The sequence below is a fragment of the Mesorhizobium ventifaucium genome, assembly GCF_935822925.1.
GTDB lineage: Bacteria > Pseudomonadota > Alphaproteobacteria > Rhizobiales > Rhizobiaceae > Mesorhizobium > Mesorhizobium ventifaucium.
This window is the reverse complement of the sequence record NZ_CAKXZS010000034.1, coordinates 229,403-245,351: the sequence shown is the minus strand read 5'-3', so window position 1 is coordinate 245,351 and position 15,949 is coordinate 229,403. Positions and strand designations below refer to the sequence as shown.

General features: G+C 62.1%; 8 protein-coding genes and 1 tRNA gene. 3 read left to right on the top strand and 6 right to left on the bottom strand.

Going from position 1 to position 15,949, the window contains the following annotated elements; all coding sequences use genetic code 11:
* Nucleotides 1-193: 193 nt before the first annotated feature.
* A complete protein-coding gene (locus NMG70_RS26670) occupies nucleotides 194-2,509 on the bottom strand; it encodes an acetamidase/formamidase family protein (protein WP_254027268.1) in 2,316 nt (771 codons plus the stop codon).
* 317 nt (nucleotides 2,510-2,826) lie between these two features.
* Between NMG70_RS26670 and NMG70_RS26665 the strand changes: the two genes are divergently transcribed.
* On the top strand, nucleotides 2,827-4,278 hold the full coding sequence (locus NMG70_RS26665; RefSeq protein ID WP_254027267.1) for an acetamidase/formamidase family protein: 1,452 nt from the start codon (nucleotides 2,827-2,829) through the stop codon (nucleotides 4,276-4,278).
* Nucleotides 4,279-4,582: 304 nt separating this feature from the next.
* On the opposite strand, the gene NMG70_RS26660 is transcribed toward NMG70_RS26665, so the two are convergent.
* Together NMG70_RS26660 and NMG70_RS26655 are read right to left on the bottom strand one after the other, a co-directional pair.
* Nucleotides 4,583-4,659 (bottom strand) — tRNA-His (locus tag NMG70_RS26660).
* Between the two features lie 444 nt (nucleotides 4,660-5,103).
* Nucleotides 5,104-5,553, bottom strand: coding sequence for a phasin (locus NMG70_RS26655; RefSeq protein ID WP_254027266.1), 450 nt, complete (start codon nucleotides 5,551-5,553; stop codon nucleotides 5,104-5,106).
* A gap of 254 nt (nucleotides 5,554-5,807) precedes the next feature.
* Here NMG70_RS26655 and NMG70_RS26650 point away from each other — a divergent pair, with 254 nt between their 5' ends.
* Nucleotides 5,808-9,527, top strand: coding sequence for a PAS domain S-box protein (locus tag NMG70_RS26650; protein WP_254027265.1), 3,720 nt, complete (start codon nucleotides 5,808-5,810; stop codon nucleotides 9,525-9,527).
* Between the two features lie 442 nt (nucleotides 9,528-9,969).
* Here the strand turns inward: NMG70_RS26650 and NMG70_RS26645 are convergent, their stop codons facing one another.
* Nucleotides 9,970-11,952 carry an acetoacetate--CoA ligase gene (locus NMG70_RS26645; RefSeq protein WP_254027264.1) on the bottom strand — a complete coding sequence of 661 codons (1,983 nt, stop codon included), beginning with the start codon at nucleotides 11,950-11,952 and terminating at the stop codon, nucleotides 9,970-9,972.
* Between the two features lie 279 nt (nucleotides 11,953-12,231).
* Between NMG70_RS26645 and NMG70_RS26640 the strand changes: the two genes are divergently transcribed.
* The gene (locus tag NMG70_RS26640; RefSeq protein WP_254027263.1) at nucleotides 12,232-14,082 is read left to right on the top strand and encodes an AsmA family protein; all 1,851 of its coding nucleotides are present in this window, start codon (nucleotides 12,232-12,234) and stop codon (nucleotides 14,080-14,082) included.
* Nucleotides 14,083-14,143: 61 nt separating this feature from the next.
* Here NMG70_RS26640 and NMG70_RS26635 read toward each other — a convergent pair whose 3' ends face one another.
* On the bottom strand, nucleotides 14,144-14,962 hold the full coding sequence (locus NMG70_RS26635) for an ABC transporter permease subunit (RefSeq protein WP_254027262.1): 819 nt from the start codon (nucleotides 14,960-14,962) through the stop codon (nucleotides 14,144-14,146).
* A gap of 4 nt (nucleotides 14,963-14,966) precedes the next feature.
* Nucleotides 14,967-15,941, bottom strand: a complete 975-nt coding sequence (locus tag NMG70_RS26630; RefSeq protein ID WP_254027261.1) for an ABC transporter permease subunit — start codon at nucleotides 15,939-15,941, stop codon at nucleotides 14,967-14,969.
* Nucleotides 15,942-15,949 lie beyond the last annotated feature (8 nt).

Genomic DNA, 15,949 nt, shown 5'->3' with positions numbered 1-15,949 from the left:
GCTTCCTATTCTCCGAGGCGGTGCCTCTCAGCCAAGCGCTTGAGGTGGCACTGAAAGAGCACGCAACGGAGTTGTGAGGGCACCCCGCCATCAATGAAACCACTGCGTGATCTCCGATCATTGTCGAGCGGCTCGGGACGCCGGCAGCACTGGCTTGCCGTGCTCAGTTCGCAGGCGGCTCGAAAGGCGGTGGTCAGGGGCGAGCGGTACGCTGGCTGTGCTGTCGCTCGCCGAACACGGCCTTGGTGATCGTGGCATGCACGCCGAAGTTTCCATCGGCGACTTGTGTGATGCCGAAGTCGGCAGCAAGCGACATGATGCTCAGCACCTCGTCCTCCGTGAGATCGTATGTCTGCATGATGAATCGGCGCGTCTGGCGGAAGGCGTTGCGCAGCGCCAAATCGATGGTGGATGTCTTGTAAACGTCCGACTGCGCGTTGCTGCCCAGGTCTCTGAGATAGTTGGGGTGGCTGAAGCTCTGTATCACCCAGCTGTGCTGGGTTTCTATGAGCGGCGAGTTAAGACCGCGCAGGAAAGCCGGCAACACGTCGCCAGCCTTGTGCAGCTTTATGACGATGTCGCCGGTCAGCGAACACTCAAGGCCCGTGCCGTTGATCTCGCCGTCCGCCTGCGCGAAATGTCCATCGCCGAGCGAGAGCAGCGCGCCCTGAACCGCAACGGGCAAATAAAGCTTCGCGCCGGCTCCGATCCTCCAATTGTCGACATTGCCGCCGAAATAGCCCGGCGGAATGGAATCGACCAGGTCGGCCTCGCGCGGAGCCACCGCGATGCACCCGAAATGCATGCGCGCCGGTATGCGCACGCCGCTACCACTCAAGTCGCGATGCGAAACCTTGCTGTGGTCGACGGGTATGCCAGGATAGTCGATCGTCGCGTGGACAACGCCGAAAGGGTCGGTCTGCGGCCGCCATTCGTAGCTGTATAGCGGCCGCGCTGCGGCCGGGCACTGCATGTCGATCTCGAAGATAGTCACCGTTTCGCGTTTGGCATCCCGGTCCAGAAGGTCGTGATACTGATACCCCCACCATGCCGATACGTTCGATGCGAAGGCCTTGCCGGGGAAGGCAGCGCTCGGCCGTGGCCGGATTTCGACGAACTCGAGCTCGAGCACGTCGCCGGGCTCGGCGCCGCGCACATAGATCGGGCCAGTCATGATGTGAACGCCGAATCCCTCGCCGGCGCCGCGCCCGAAGATGGAAGCGTTGGCCGGACCGGCCCCGCGACGGTCGACGCGCTTGTGTTCGGGTGACCAATCGAACACGCTTTCAGCCCCGCTGTCACCCGCCACCATCCGCTGCCAGTCGTCGCCCGCGTGCTGAGTGAGTGTCTCAACGGTGACTGAGTCGCCCGGATCGACGCGCAACACCGGTGGCAGTGAGCGGCTGAAAAAGCCCCAATGCACGGTCTCCGCTGTTGCTGGCAAATGCCAATGGTCCGTTCGTTCGCGCGCTCTTGCTGTTGGCGGGCGATCCATAGGGGCCTGCAGCATCGGAGCCGGCCGCGCCGCCGCCGTCTTGCGGCCGTCCGGTTTGCCGCGCAGCGGATAAGCCTCCTCCGTCTGCGACCTGGCGCGCCTCACCTGCCTGGGACTCATTCCAAACGTCGCGCCGAAAGTGCGGCTGAAATGCGATTGATCGCGAAAGCCCCAGCGCTGTCCGATCGCGGCCACGCTTTCATGTGCATGGTTGGGATCCGCCAGGTCCATGCGGCAATGTTCGAGGCGCTGCTGGCGCACATATTCGGAGAAGCTTTCGCCGCGTCCCTCGAACAGTTTTTGTGCGTAGCGCACGGAAAGGCCTTCCAGTCTCGCGATCAGGGCCAAGGCAAGGTCCGGGTCCGACAGCCGGGCGTCAATCGTCGCCGCGACGCGCCTGAAATGCGCCGTTTGCACCCCGGTCAGGCTGCCAGCGGGCTCACGTACCTCGCCGAGCAGGGCGCTTGCCACGAGTTCCGTCAAAGCCACTTCGGCGGCTGTCAGATCGGCCGCACCGGAAGTCTCGAGATTGGAGCCCAGCGTTCGCAACCCGGATTTCGCAACCGCAGCGACGACGGTGCTGCCCAGCACCTTCGGCAAGCGGATGCCGCTGCGGCCCAGCCGTGCTTCCAGCGGACCGGCGGCCGCCTGAAGCAGGAACGCGCGGAAGTCACTGCGAAAGGTCAAAGACCAGTCGTCGGCCGTGCCCAGCACCATCATGTCGCCGTCCGCGAGATCGAACGCCTGGTGCGGGGCGACAAGACGCCCGCGCCCAGCAACGACGAGAGCGAATAGAATCCCGTGGTCCCGGCGCATCGGCACGATGCGCTGGGGTGTGCCAGAGACGTCGGCGAGGCGCGTGGTGGCGCTCGCTGCCCGCAGGTGCATAGTGCCTCTCGGGATCGGCTGGTCGTCGACAGAGGCGGAAAGGGAAAGCTCCTCAAACCAGTCGAGCCACGCCTTATCGCGGTGTTCGACGGGCAGGTGGTCGATCGATCGGAGAGCCGCAACCATAAGAGAATTGGGTCCTTGTTGGCCATGCTGCATCGGCCGTTCCGGGACGCGTTACGTCCAACAGGCGACCGCCCACCGAATTGACTTTAGGCCACAGTCTTGTGCGCATGCGAACAATCTCTTGACTTTACCCTGTCACCAGGCGGAGCTCAAGCTCGCCGATGTTGCCGACGCAAGCGTAAGGCATTGAATTAACCTCTGTTTTTTAGGCCTCAGCGCGATGCATCGATTTTGGCGGCCGGTTGGCTGGATTGCCGACGGCGCGCGTGTTGCATAACATCGCGCACGTTCCTTCCAACAAAAACAAGGGGACTGTTATGTGCAAAGGCGATGATATCAGCTGTCCGCATTTCGAGCTTCACTACAAGAAGTTGAAGCAGGATCTAAATGCAGAGCGACGCGGCTTTCTGAAGGGGGGCCTGTTCGCAGCCAGCGGTCTGGCCACGCTGGGCGCCGGTGGCATCTCGCTGGTCACGCCCGCACTGGCGCAGGCCACGGCATCGAAGCTGCCTGCACAACGCGCTTATCATTATTTGCCGGCCAACGCCGAGACCGTGCATTGGGGCTACTTCAGCAAATCGCTGAAGCCGCGCATCGAGGTCAATTCCGGTGACATCGTCACGATCGAGTCGCTCACCCACCATGCGGGCGATGACCTGGAGCGCATGGTCGACGGCGACGAGGGTGCAGAGAGCGTCTATCTCTGGACGAAAGAGAAGAAGGGCGTCGACCGCCGCGGCGCCGGCCCTACCGACCCGGCCAAGTACAAGAAAGGCTCTGGTGAGGGGCAGGGCGTGCATATCATGACCGGCCCGGTCTATGTCCGCGACGCGGAGCCGGGCGACATATTAGAGGTGCGGATTCTCGATTGCGAGCCGCGTCCGTCCGGCAATCCCAAGTTCAGCGGCAAGTCATATGGCTCCAACGCGGCGGCCAATTGGGGCTTCCACTACAATGACCTGCTTGGCGGCACCAAGCGCGAGGTCGTCACCATCTACGAGGTCGACAATGCCGGCGGCAAAAGCTGGGCCGAAGCGGTTTACAATTTCCAATGGGTTCCGCAGACTGATCCGTTCGGCGTCAGGCATGACACGATCGACTATCCCGGGGTTCCGGTCGACCACGGCCTGACCAAACGAAACTACGATGTGCTGAAGGGGGTGAGGCTGCCTATTCGCCCGCATTTCGGTACGATCGGACTGGCACCGAAGGAAGCCGACGTCGTAGACACCATCCCGCCGAGCTACACCGGCGGCAACATCGATAACTGGCGCATTGGCAAGGGCGCCACGATGTACTATCCGGTCTCCGTCGACGGCGCGCTGCTCTCGGTCGGTGATCCCCATGCCAGCCAAGGCGACAGCGAATTATGCGGCACGGCGATCGAATGCTCGCTCACCGGCACGTTCCAGCTCATCTTGCACAAGAAAGCGGACCTTGCCGGCACACCGCTCGAGGAGCTCAACTACCCCATGCTCGAGACGCAAACCGACTGGCTGGTGCATGGGTTTTCCTACGCCAACTATCTTGAGGAACTGGGACCGAGCGCTCAGAGCGACATCTATTCCAAGTCGTCTGTCGACAGAGCGCTGCGCGATGCGTTCCGGAAGATGCGCCACTTCCTCATGACAACCAAAGGACTAACAGAGGACGAGGCGATTTCCCTGATGTCGATTGGAGTAGACTTCGGCATCACCCAGGTCGTCGATGGAAACTGGGGGGTACATGCAGTGGTGAGGAAGGACATCTTCGCCGCACGTGTCGCCTGAGATGGTTGGTAAGGGCGGCCAAATCTCGCATCACATTGCCGTTATTCGGAAGCTTGACTAAGGCTAAAGCGCGTCGCGTTTGAAGGGATCCATGCGACGCGCTTTAAGTTCTTGTCTTATGCATGTCGTTATCGCAAAACCGCAGCGCACCCTCGGGTCAGGCCTGAGGGCATGCTTTTGCGCGACATGCATCAGGAATCCGAACCAAGCGGAAACCGACCGAGGTTCCTCCGAAAGAACGGACACCTGTAGCCAAGAGAAGCGGCCGAAACCAAAGAAGCCACCGCGCACCAGAGACAGCCAATGGTACCGTTGGCTGGGATCGAACCAGCGACCTCCGGATCCACAATCCGGCGCTCTAACCATCTGAGCTACAACGGCACGCTCGACTGAGCGGGATGGGAACGTTCATTCTCCCGAGACCCGCTCTGTCGTTCGGCGATGCGTCCATACGGGCTATCGGAGTTTAATTCAAGGCTTTTGGCCGCGCATGACCGCGAAAATCAGAATCGATTTCGCTGCGGATCTTGCGCAAAATCCCAGGCTCCACCGCGTCCTTTGCGCGCCAAGAAGGACGCGCGGCGCTGTAGGCAAAGAGCGCTCCGGCATCGACATTATATTTCGCCGGGCAAAGAAAAAGGCCGGCGGGAGGAGGTGCCGGCCTTTTCCTGTTCCGAGCCAGCGGGAGGAGGTGCTGGCTGGTTATCCCGGAGGGCAGAGGGAGGAGGTTCTACCCGCCGGGTATTCGCTTGGACCACTATATCTCACATAATCCTGTTCGAAGAAATGCGACCTTTTGCTGCATCTTCGAACTATGCGCAAATATTAGGCGGCCTTAACTTCCTTCATCGCCTTCTCGAAGGCGGTCTTGATCGGCTTGGAGACGTCCTCCGCCGCCTTGGAGGCGACGGTCTGGAAATCCTTTGCCTGCTCGACAGTCATCTCGACCTGCTTGCGCAGGAATCCGGTCTGCAGTTCGACGACTTCCGACAGCGACTTGGCGCCGATCAGAGCTTCGAAATGCGACAAGCCGGCTTCGGTATTGGCGCGCAGAGCGGCAATGGTCTTGAGCGACAGGTCGTTGGAAACGGTCTTGGCGGTCTCAAAGGTCGACTCAAGAGCCTTCTGGGTCTCTTCGGCGCCGGTCTTCAGCTTGGCATAGGCCTCTTTCGACTGCTCGACGCCCTTTTCGGCGAAAGCACGAATCTGGTCGGTGGCCTTGGAAGCGTCGAAGCTCGGGAATTCAATGGTATCAGCGGTCTTGGTCCTGGACAATTTTCCATCCTTTGCAGTGGCAGCGGCTTCGACAGGAAAGCCGTCTCGTTTCATGTATGATGGCAATATAAAGGCAAATCTTGTGCATTGCAATATCTTTGTTGCGCTGCACCATAAATTTCTCTCCCAGCGTTAACCACGCGCCCAGAGATTCCGGCGGTTGCACGCTATGGCTTGTGGACCTTCGCGCCGTCGGCTTTTATTAACAAAGCGTTAACTGCAACCTGCCCGCTTCGTAAGGGTTCTCAAAGCGCATGCCGTCTGAAAACTACTCCTTCCTCGACGTCGCCGTGCTCGACGCGATCCGCCAGCGCTTTGCCGCCGGCGACGCGATCGCCCTTCTGTCGGCAGACCTCGAACAGGTGATCTGGGCCAACGGACCAGGGGCAGCGGTGTTCGGCTATCCCGACATCGAGGCGATCATCGGCGCCTCGGCCGGCTTGCCGCTGATCGCCAGGCGCCAGATCATGGCGACAAGCGGTTTTCCACAGATCGGCGGCGACCGCGCCATCACGGTCCGGCTGGCAACCGGCCTGACCAGCCGCGCGGTTGGCTTTCTGGCCAGCGCGGTGACAATGCCTGACGGCGAAAACGCGATCATGCTGGCGGTGCCGGCGTCGCAGACCGGCTCGCGCAGCGTCGCCGAGATCGCCGCTCGGGCCATCAGCGGCTTTACCGAAGACGGTCATTTCATCGCCTTCGTCGATGCCAACGGCAACATCGAGGCCGCTTCCGACGGGTTTTCGGCACTCGGCATCTTGCCCGAAACGCTGGCAGCGCTTGTCGCCGATGTTGCGAACGAGAGCGGTCGCATCGTCAAACGCCTCGTTCCAGGCGGCACCGCTTCCTACCCGGCCGGCCTCGCCCGGCTGACGGATGAGCGGCACCTGCTGGTGGTGATCGACGAGAACCAGCTCGACTCCGAAGCAGCCCCTGCTGGCGAGCCCAGCGCGGAGGCGGAAACCGATGCGGCGGTGGCCAATGCCGCAGTCCCGCTAAAAGCAGAACAGGACAACGCGCCCGCAACAGTTGCGAAAACGGATGCGGCAGCGCAGGCAGTTGCGGCCGACGAAGACAGTTCGGTGTCGGCGGAGCATGATGTTCCCGATTCCACCGGGCCCGATTCGGCTAGGCCCGATTCGACTAGGGCTGATTCCACTGGGCTCGATTCGACCGGATCTGATTCAACAGCGCCTGATTCAACCGAGCAGGGTCCGGAAGCGGCCGGCGGAATACAGCATGACCATTGGTATTTCAGCGCCAGCGAGGACGAGGCGCAAAAGCCGGGACCGGATGCATCCGGTCCTGTCGAGGCGGATGCTTCGGCGGAAAGTTCCGCACGGGATGCCATCAGGGCCGCCTCCCCGGTCGAACCTGCCATCCCCTCGATCGACCGCGCGGCGGCGCCGCTGCGTTTCGTCTGGCGCACCGATGCCGAAGGCAGGTTCAGTGCGCTGTCGCCGGAATTCGCGGAACTCGTCGGCAAGCCTGCCGCCGATGTGATCGGCCGGCGCTTCAGGGACGTCGCGGCCACCTTCGATCTCGATGCGTCCGGCGACATCGCCGGCCTGCTCGACCGACGCGATACCTGGTCCGGCCGCTCGGTGCTGTGGCCGGTTGCCGGCACCGATTTCAAGATACCCGTCGACCTGGCGGCGCTGCCCGTCTACGGCCGCAGCCGTGCCTTCGAAGGTTTTCGCGGTTTCGGCGTTGCCCGCACCGGCGATGCGATGGTCGATCCGGAAGCGATCGGCATGGCGCTTGTCGCCAATGCCGACGCCCCCGCCGCCGTCGAGCCGGAAGTCGTCGAAACGCCTGACGAAAACGACCCGTTCCAGGGCGAGGTGCCGGCGCTGAGCATCGTGCCGAAGCCGGAGCGGCGCTTTGCCGATAAGGTGATCCGGTTGGCGGAGCACAGGCAGCCGGCCAACGACAAAGGCCTGTCGACGCTGGAACGCAGTGCATTCCGTGAGATCGGCGAGCGGCTCAAGAAGGACAATCCCCCGACCGAACAGCCCGATCCCGCAATTGCGGCGGAGCCGGCTGCGGCGGAACCGACCGAAACCGATGTCCAAGACGAAACCTATGTCGAAGACGAGAAGGATGTCGCAAGGCTCGATGGTGAGCAGCCGGAAGCAACCCTGTCCGACATCTCAGGCTCGCTGCTCGACTACGCCGACCGGGACTATGTCGCCGACAATAGCGACGGTGCGCCGGTTTCCGAGCCGAACAAACCGGCACAGGAGATCGCTGAGCCCACCGACACCCCCAGTCGATCGATGGCCGAAGACGACGACAGCATGACGGCTGCCGATTTCCGCGATGCAGAAGACAGCGAGGACTGGGCGCGGCCCGACGACGACGAAATCCGTTCTTCAACCGATGATGCCGGCGACGTCGAGCCGGCGCCAGTCGAGCGGCCTCGCCTGCAGGTGCCGCCGCTCAAGCTCGAAGGGTTCGTGCCATCGGCTTTTTCGACCGCAGACGACAACAAGACTCCGGACATTTCGATCCTCGGCAAGCTGCCGGTGCCGCTGCTCATCCATTCCGGCGACGATCTTCACTATGCGAATGAGGAATTCCTCAGCCTGACCGGCTATGACACGCTCGACAAGCTGGAGGATGCCGGTGGCCTCGACGCGCTGTTTGCCGATCCTTACGACGGCAGCGCCTCCGATGGAACCGATCACGCGCTGCGGTTGAAGACGCGTGACGGTCAGGAGTTCCCGATCGAGGCCATTTTGCGCTCGGTTCCCTGGCGTGGCGGCAAGGCGCTGATGCTGGTCGTGCGCCGTTCCGGCGACGACGAGGCAGCAGGTGCCGCCGACGACCAGACGCAGCCGGACACTTCCGAGCTCAAGGCGCGCATCGCCGAGATGCGCACCATCATCGACACCGCGACCGACGGCGTCGTGCTGATCGGCCGAGACGGAACGATTCGCTCGATCAGCCGACCGGCGGAAGCGCTGTTTGGTTTCGACAGCGACGAGGTGACCGGCAAGCCCTTTGTCTCGCTGTTCGCGATCGAAAGCCAGCGCGCCGCGCGAGACTATCTCGACGGATTGTCCGAGCCCGGCGTGGCGAGCGTGCTCAACGACGGCCGCGAGGTGATCGGACGCGAGGCGCAGGGGCGCTTCATTCCACTGTTCATGACCATCGGCAGGCTGCCCAACGACAGCGGCTTCTGCGCCGTGGTCCGCGACATCACCCAATGGAAGCGGGCCGAAGAGGATCTGACTCAGGCGCGCGCCGTGGCCGAGCGCGCCTCCTCGCAGAAGACCGACTTCCTCGCCCGCATCAGCCACGAAATCCGCACGCCGCTCAACGCCATCATCGGGTTCTCCGAGCTGATGGTCGACGAGAAATTCGGACCGGTCGCCAATGACCGCTACCGCGACTATCTGCGCGACATCAATCGGTCGGGCAACCATGTGCTCGACCTGGTCAACGATCTGCTCGATATTTCGAAAATCGAGGCCGGCCAGCAGGAGATGGCCTATGAGGCAGTGTCGCTCAACGACACGCTGGCCGAGACGGTGGCGATGATGCAGCCGCAAGCCAACCGCGAACGTGTCATCATTCGCTCCAGCTTCGCCTCCCGGCTGCCGGAAGTGGTGGCCGATCTGCGCAGCGTGCGCCAGATCGCGCTGAACATCCTGTCGAATGCCATTCGCTACACGCAGGCCGGCGGCCAGGTGATCGTATCGACAGCCTACGAGAACTCCGGCGACGTGGTGATGCGCGTGCGTGACACCGGCATCGGCATGAGCCAGTCCGAGATCGAGCAGGCACTCAAGCCGTTCAAGCAGATCAACGCGCTGAAGCGCGGGCGCGGCGACGGCACCGGTCTCGGGCTGCCACTGACCAAGGCCATGGTCGAAGCGAACCGGGCCCGGTTCACCATCAACTCGACCCCCGGCGAGGGCACTCTGGTCGAAGTCGCTTTCCCGTCAACCCGCGTGCTGGCGGATTAGAGCGGCGGACTTTCGGTCGTCCGTGTCGCCGCCCTGTCTTTTTGTGTGAGCATCGGATTTTCCCAAAACCGGTGCCCACTTTTGGGTCCGATGCTCTCTCTTTTTGTTTGAGCATCGGATTTTCCCAAAACCGGTGCCCACTTTTGGGTCCGATGCTCCAAAAAAGAAAGGCGTCCAACAGGACGCCTTGAATGATCGATTGCTGTACATCGGGGGCTTGAGCGAATTCAGATCCTCTGGGGATTTAGAGGAACGGGATTTCTCCCTCAAGTTACGCACGACTATCGATGTCGGCCCTTAACAAAACCTTACCGGCACCGCGAAAAATTTACCAATGTGTACCACTCATGAAATCTAGGTAAATTCGAGCGAGATATTTCGTTAACCATGCTCGGCTGCCGTTTGAACGCGTGACGGTTCTCATGTTTGGGACCTCGAGAAACTAATCGGCCAGTTGCGGCAGGTCGCGGAACAGCTCGAGCGCTTCGGGATTGGCCAGCGCCTCCTTGTTCTTGACGGCGCGGCCATGCACCACGTCTCGCACCGCAAGCTCGGTGATCTTGCCCGATTTGGTGCGCGGAATGTCGGCGACGGCGACGATTTTAGCCGGCACGTGGCGCGGGCTCGCGCCGCTGCGGATTTTCGCCCGGATGCGTTGTTCCAGTTCGGCGTCGAGTTCAACGCCGGCAGCCAGCCGCACGAACAGCACGACGCGCACATCACTGTCGAAGTCCTGGCCGATGCAAAGCGCTTCCACGATTTCCGGCATCTGCTCGACCTGATTGTAGATTTCCGCCGTGCCGATCCGCACACCGCCCGGATTGAGCGTCGCGTCGGAGCGGCCATGGATGATCAGGCCGCCATGGGCGGTCCATTCTGCGAAGTCGCCGTGGCACCAGACATTGTCGAAGCGCTCGAAATAGGCGGCGTGGTATTTCTTGCCTTCGGGATCGTTCCAGAAGCCGATCGGCATCGCCGGAAACGCCTTCGTGCAGACGAGCTCACCCTTTTCCTGCCTGAGCGGCTGGCCATCGTCGTCCCAGACATCGACGGCGAGGCCGAGGCCAGGTCCCTGAATCTCTCCGATCCATACCGGTTGCGTCGGCACGCCGAGCACAAAGCAGGAGACGATGTCGGTGCCGCCCGAGATGGAGGCGAGATGCACGTCCTTCTTGATGCCGTCATAGACGAAGCGGAAATCTTCCGGCGACAGTGGCGAGCCGGTGGAGGAGATCGTGCGCACGCTGGAAAGATCGTGCGTGTTGATCGGCCTGAGGCCGGCCTTGCGCACGGAATCGATGAATTTGGCCGAGGTGCCGAAATAGGTCATCTTCTCGGCGTCGGCGAAGTCGAACAGCACGTTGCCGTTGGGGTAGAAGGGCGACCCGTCATAAAGCAGAAGGGTTGCGCCCGACGCCAGGCCTGAGACCAGCCAGTTCCACATCATCCAGCCGCAGGTGGTGAAATAAAAGAAGCGGTCGCCGTCGAGCAGGCCGGCGTGGAGCCGTTCTTCCTTGACATGCTGGATCAGCGTTCCGCCGGCCGAATGGATGATGCATTTGGGAATGCCGGTCGTTCCGGAAGAAAACAGGATGTAGAGCGGATGCGCGAACGGCAACCGTTCGAAGGTGACGGGCTTGGCGGCAAAAGATGAGAGTGCCTCGTCCAGCGCAGTCGCCTTCTCGATGGTCGCCGCCACATCGGTCGACGTGCCGAGATAGTCGACGATCAGCACTTTCCTGACTGTGGGAAGCTTTGCCGCAACGGCCGCGATCTTGTCGGCAACCTCGATCGCCTTGCCATTGTACCAGTAACCGTCGGGCGCGATGAAGACGACAGGCTCGATCTGGCCGAACCGGTCCAAAACGCCCTGTTCGCCAAAATCGGGAGAGCAGGACGACCACACGGCGCCGATCGAGGCTGTCGCCAGCATTGCCGCGACGGTCTCCGGCATGTTGGGCATCATGGCGGCGATGCGGTCGCCCTTTTTCACCCCGAGCGATTGGAAAAGCTGCTGCAGCCGCGAGGTCAGCGCATGCAACTCGTTCCAGGAGAGCCGGCGCTCGACCTTGTCCTCGCCGCGAAAGACCATGGCGTCACCGAGCCCGATTTTTTCCAACAGGTTCTCGGCGAAGTTAAGCTTGGCGTCGGGAAAGAAGGCAGCGCCGGGCATCTTGTCGCCATCGACAAGCACGCGCTCGCCCCCACTGGCGCCCCCACTGGCGCCCTTGTCGCCCACGATCCCGCAAAAGTCCCAGACCAGGCTCCAGAACGCCTCGCGATCGTCGATCGACCAACGATGAAGATCGGCGTAGGAGGAAAAAAACTTGCCGGTTGCGGCCGCCGCGGCCTGCATGAAGGCGGTCATCGGCGCCGCGTCGATCTGGTCTTTGGTCGGTACCCACAGCGGTGCGTCGCCAGCCATGATCGTTCCTCCTTAAAGGACGTTACGCTTGAAGAGATTCACGCGACGCGCTTTAGACTTTTGTTATTATCATGTCGTTATCCGGAAACGATGCGCATTTTGGCGACATGCATTGGCATCGCTTATGCATATCGCAGCGCAGCAGAGCAAGATTTTGTTCGGCCGAGCGACGCGGATGTGCGCAAATGCCATCGCTGGGCCATAAAGACTTGAAATGCGTCAGCCGTGGGTTACACCCGTCGGGCGATTTTTTGTCGGAACGGAAGCATACGGGGCGACATGCCATCACCTTTGATCCGGCGCGGAATATGGGCGATCGGCGTTGCCGTGCTCGTCATCGCGCTAGCCGTTGCCGCCCTGCCGCTCGTCGCCTCGACCCGTATCGTGCGCGACCGCATCGCCTGGGAAATGAGTGCGTGGAGCGGTTTCAGGGTCACCATCGATGGTGCGCCACGGATCGAGGTCTGGCCGAATTTCCGTGCCATCCTGAGCGACGTGACACTTTCGCAATGGACAGAGACGGACGCGCCGCCGGTGATCGAGGCTGAACGGGTCGAGGTCAATCTCTCCGCCATGGCGGCGTTGCGTGGCAATGTGGTGTTCTCGACGGCGCGGCTGATCCGGCCGACGATCAGGGTTCAACGCGCAGTACATGGATTTTTCCTGCCCGCCCTGCCTTCAGGCGGGCGCATCACCCGGTCCATCGACATCGCTCGCGCCGTTGTCAGCGCCAATCCAGCCAAGCCGGATCTGGGCAAGCTGCCGGCTGATCCGTTCGGCACCGTGGAGTTCAGGAACGCCCGCGTGGTGACCTCCGTCGATGGCAAGGACGCTGAGATACTCAGCAGCCTGAGCGGCCAGGCGAACTGGGCCGCAATGAACAGCAATGCGACGCTGTCGGCGACCGGGATCTGGCGCGGCGAAAGCGTCGCCGTGGATGCCGCGTCGTCAAACCCGCTAGTGCTGTTTGGCGGAGGTGCGGCGCCGACGACGATTTCCTTCAAGGCGGCCCCTGCCAGTTTTTCGTTCGACGGCGTGGCCAGCATGTCCGAGAACGCCTATTTCGACGGCCAGGCAAAATTTGCCGCACCCTCGCTCAGGCGAGCTCTCGAATGGTCGCGGGCCGGCATCGCGCCGGGCGCAGCAATTGGCTCGGTTTCCGTTTCCAGCAAGCTCACGGCGACCTCCGGCCGCATTAAATTCGAAAACACCGAGATCGCCCTGGACGACAATCCGGGAATGGGTGCGCTGGATTTCTCCTTTGGCGAGGCGCGCCCGGTGGTCTCCGGTACGCTCGCCTTTGAGACGCTAGACCTGCGGTCGTTTCTCTCCGCCTTCACGCCCTTGGCGCCCGCGAACGGCGCCGGCCCCGGCGAAATCGACATAAGCGTCGCCGACCGCATCAATCTCGATCTCAGAGTGTCGGCAGCGCAGGCCACTGCAGGCGCCATCCAGCTTGCCGACGTCGCCGCCGCCGCCCAGGTCAAGAACGGTCTTGCCGTCTTCGATATTTCCGATGCATCGGCCTTTGGCGGCAACATCCAGAGCAGTCTTCGTTTCGACCGCAAGCCGGAAGGCACGCAGGTCGAGATGAGGCTGCTCGCCTCCGACATCGACGGCGGCGCTTTTGGCACCGCAGCCGGAATGACGAGACTGGTGCCCATCGGCACGGGAACCGTTTCGGTCATCCTCAAGGGGCCAGGCAGAACCTGGGATTCCATTTTCGAAAACGCCGACGGCTCGGTTTCGGCGAAATTCGGCCAGGGCGCGTTGAGCCGGTTCAACCTGCCGGCGTTTCTCAAACACAACGAACAGGGCGGGTTCTTCGCGCTCGACGATGTCTCCGACGGAACACTGCCGATCGACGGGGCCGAACTCAAGGCGAGCATTTCGAACGGTGTGGCGAAGATCGACAAGGCCGAAGCGAATTCGGCGAAGTACAAGATCTGGCTTTCCGGCATCGCCTCCTATGCCGGACGTGGGCTGGCGCTGTCCGGCGGCATCATTCAGGCGGACCAGGCAGCCACGCAGACAAATGGCCAGGGTCCCAACCAGTCTTCGTTCTTCGTCGGCGGAACGTGGAGCACGCCGTTCATTTCGCCGATAAGCCGCGGCGTTTCCGGAGAATAGGCAGACGAAGTCTGCTGCGTCAGGGGTGTTTCCTTGCCGGCATTTGCTGCTGCCGCTCTCGTCACCCCCGCTGCGCGGCCTGCTCATCGCGCTGGCGTTGGAACTCGCGCCGCTTGTTGGCGAGCGAAGCGATGATGACCCCAACCGCCACAACCGCGATCAGGATGGTGCAGGCGGCGTTGATCTCCGGCGTCACACCGAGACGAACCTGGCTGTAGATCTTCATCGGCAGCGTGGTGGCGCCAGGCCCTGAAGTGAAGCTGGCGATGACCAGATCGTCGAGCGACAGTGTGAACGCCAGCATCCAGCCGGATACGATCGCCGGCATGATGACCGGCAGCGTGATCTGGAAGAAGGTCTTTACCGGCGGCGCGCCAAGATCCATTGCGGCTTCTTCCAGCGAGCGGTCGAACGTGATCAGGCGCGACTGCACGACGACGGCGACGAAGCACATGGTCAGGGTGATGTGGGCAAGCGTGACGGTGAGAAAGCCGCGGTCGAGACCGACGGCGACAAAGAGCAGCAGCAGCGACAGGCCGGTGATGACTTCCGGCATGACCAGCGGCGCAAAGACCATGCCAGAAAACAGCGTCCGGCCCTTGAAGCGCGTGTAGCGCGTCAAGGTGAGAGCCGCCAGCGTGCCGAGCACGGTCGCCACGGTGGCCGAGATGACGGCGACGCGAGCCGTTACCCAGGTGGCGTCCATGAGGCCCTGGTTGTGGAACAGCGAGACGTACCATTTGGTCGAGAAGCCGCCCCAGACGGTGACCAGTTTCGATTCGTTGAAAGAGAAGACGACGAGCAGGACGATCGGCAGGTAAAGAAAGGCAAAGCCGAGCACGATCGAAGTGATGTTGAAGCGGCTCCAGGTGGCGTTCATGGGTCTAGCGATCCTGTTCCTGGGCGCGGGCCTGAGCCCGCTGGAAGAGCATGATCGGCACGATCAGCAGCAACAGCAGGATGACGGCGACGGCCGACGACACCGGCCAGTCGCGATTGGCGAAGAATTCGTTCCACAGCGTCTTGCCGATCATCAGCGTCTGCGAGCCGCCGAGCAGGTCGGGAATGACGAACTCGCCGACCGCGGGGATGAATACCAGCAGGCAACCGGCGATGACGCCGGGCAGCGACAGCGGAAAGGTGATCTTCCAGAAGGCGCTGGTCGGTGGGCAGCCGAGATCCTTGGCCGCCTCGATCAGCGAATAGTCCATTTTCTCGAGGGCGGAATAGAGCGGCAGCACCATGAACGGCAGGTAGGAATAGACGATGCCGATGAAGATCGCCGTATAGGTGTTGAGGATAACCAGCGGCTGGCCGATGATTCCGGTGGCGAGCAGCAGCTGGTTGAGCAGCCCCTCAGGCTTGAGGATGCCGATCCAGGCGTAGACCCGGATCAGGAACGAGGTCCAGAACGGCAGGATCACCAGCATCAGCAAAGTCGGGCGCAGCATCGCCGGGGCGCGGGCCATGCCGTAGGCGATCGGGTAGCCGACAAGCAATGTCAGCACCGTCGAGATGGCGGCGACAATGACGCTCGTCACATAGGCGTTGACGTAGAGCGCGTCCTGCGTCAGCCATATGTAGTTGTCGATGCTGAGCTCATTCAGCTGGGCGAAAAAACCGGCAAGGCCGTCGCCGAAGCCGAGCACCGGCGTGTAGGGTGGTATGGCGATCGCCGTCTGCGACAGCGAAATCTTGAAGACGATGACAAACGGAATGAGGAAGAAGAAGACCAGCCAGAGATACGGAATGAGGATGACAAGACGGCTAACGAAGGCCTCTCCCAGTCTGGCCAGGGCGGATTTGCCCGCAGCGGTGGCTCGTGAGCTTGTTGCAGCGGTGACAGCGGCATTCGACATGGCCGCCC

What these genes read in the sequence shown, in the direction of transcription:
- NMG70_RS26670 (WP_254027268.1), bottom strand. Translation starts at nt 2,509, where the DNA reads ATGGTTGCGGCTCTCCGATCGATCGACCACCTGCCCGTCGAACACCGC.
- NMG70_RS26665 (WP_254027267.1), top strand. Translation starts at nt 2,827, where the DNA reads ATGTGCAAAGGCGATGATATCAGCTGTCCGCATTTCGAGCTTCACTAC.
- NMG70_RS26650 (WP_254027265.1), top strand. Translation starts at nt 5,808, where the DNA reads ATGCCGTCTGAAAACTACTCCTTCCTCGACGTCGCCGTGCTCGACGCG.
- NMG70_RS26645 (WP_254027264.1), bottom strand. Translation starts at nt 11,952, where the DNA reads ATGGCTGGCGACGCACCGCTGTGGGTACCGACCAAAGACCAGATCGAC.
- NMG70_RS26640 (WP_254027263.1), top strand. Translation starts at nt 12,232, where the DNA reads ATGCCATCACCTTTGATCCGGCGCGGAATATGGGCGATCGGCGTTGCC.
- NMG70_RS26635 (WP_254027262.1), bottom strand. Translation starts at nt 14,962, where the DNA reads ATGAACGCCACCTGGAGCCGCTTCAACATCACTTCGATCGTGCTCGGC.
- NMG70_RS26630 (WP_254027261.1), bottom strand. Translation starts at nt 15,941, where the DNA reads ATGTCGAATGCCGCTGTCACCGCTGCAACAAGCTCACGAGCCACCGCT.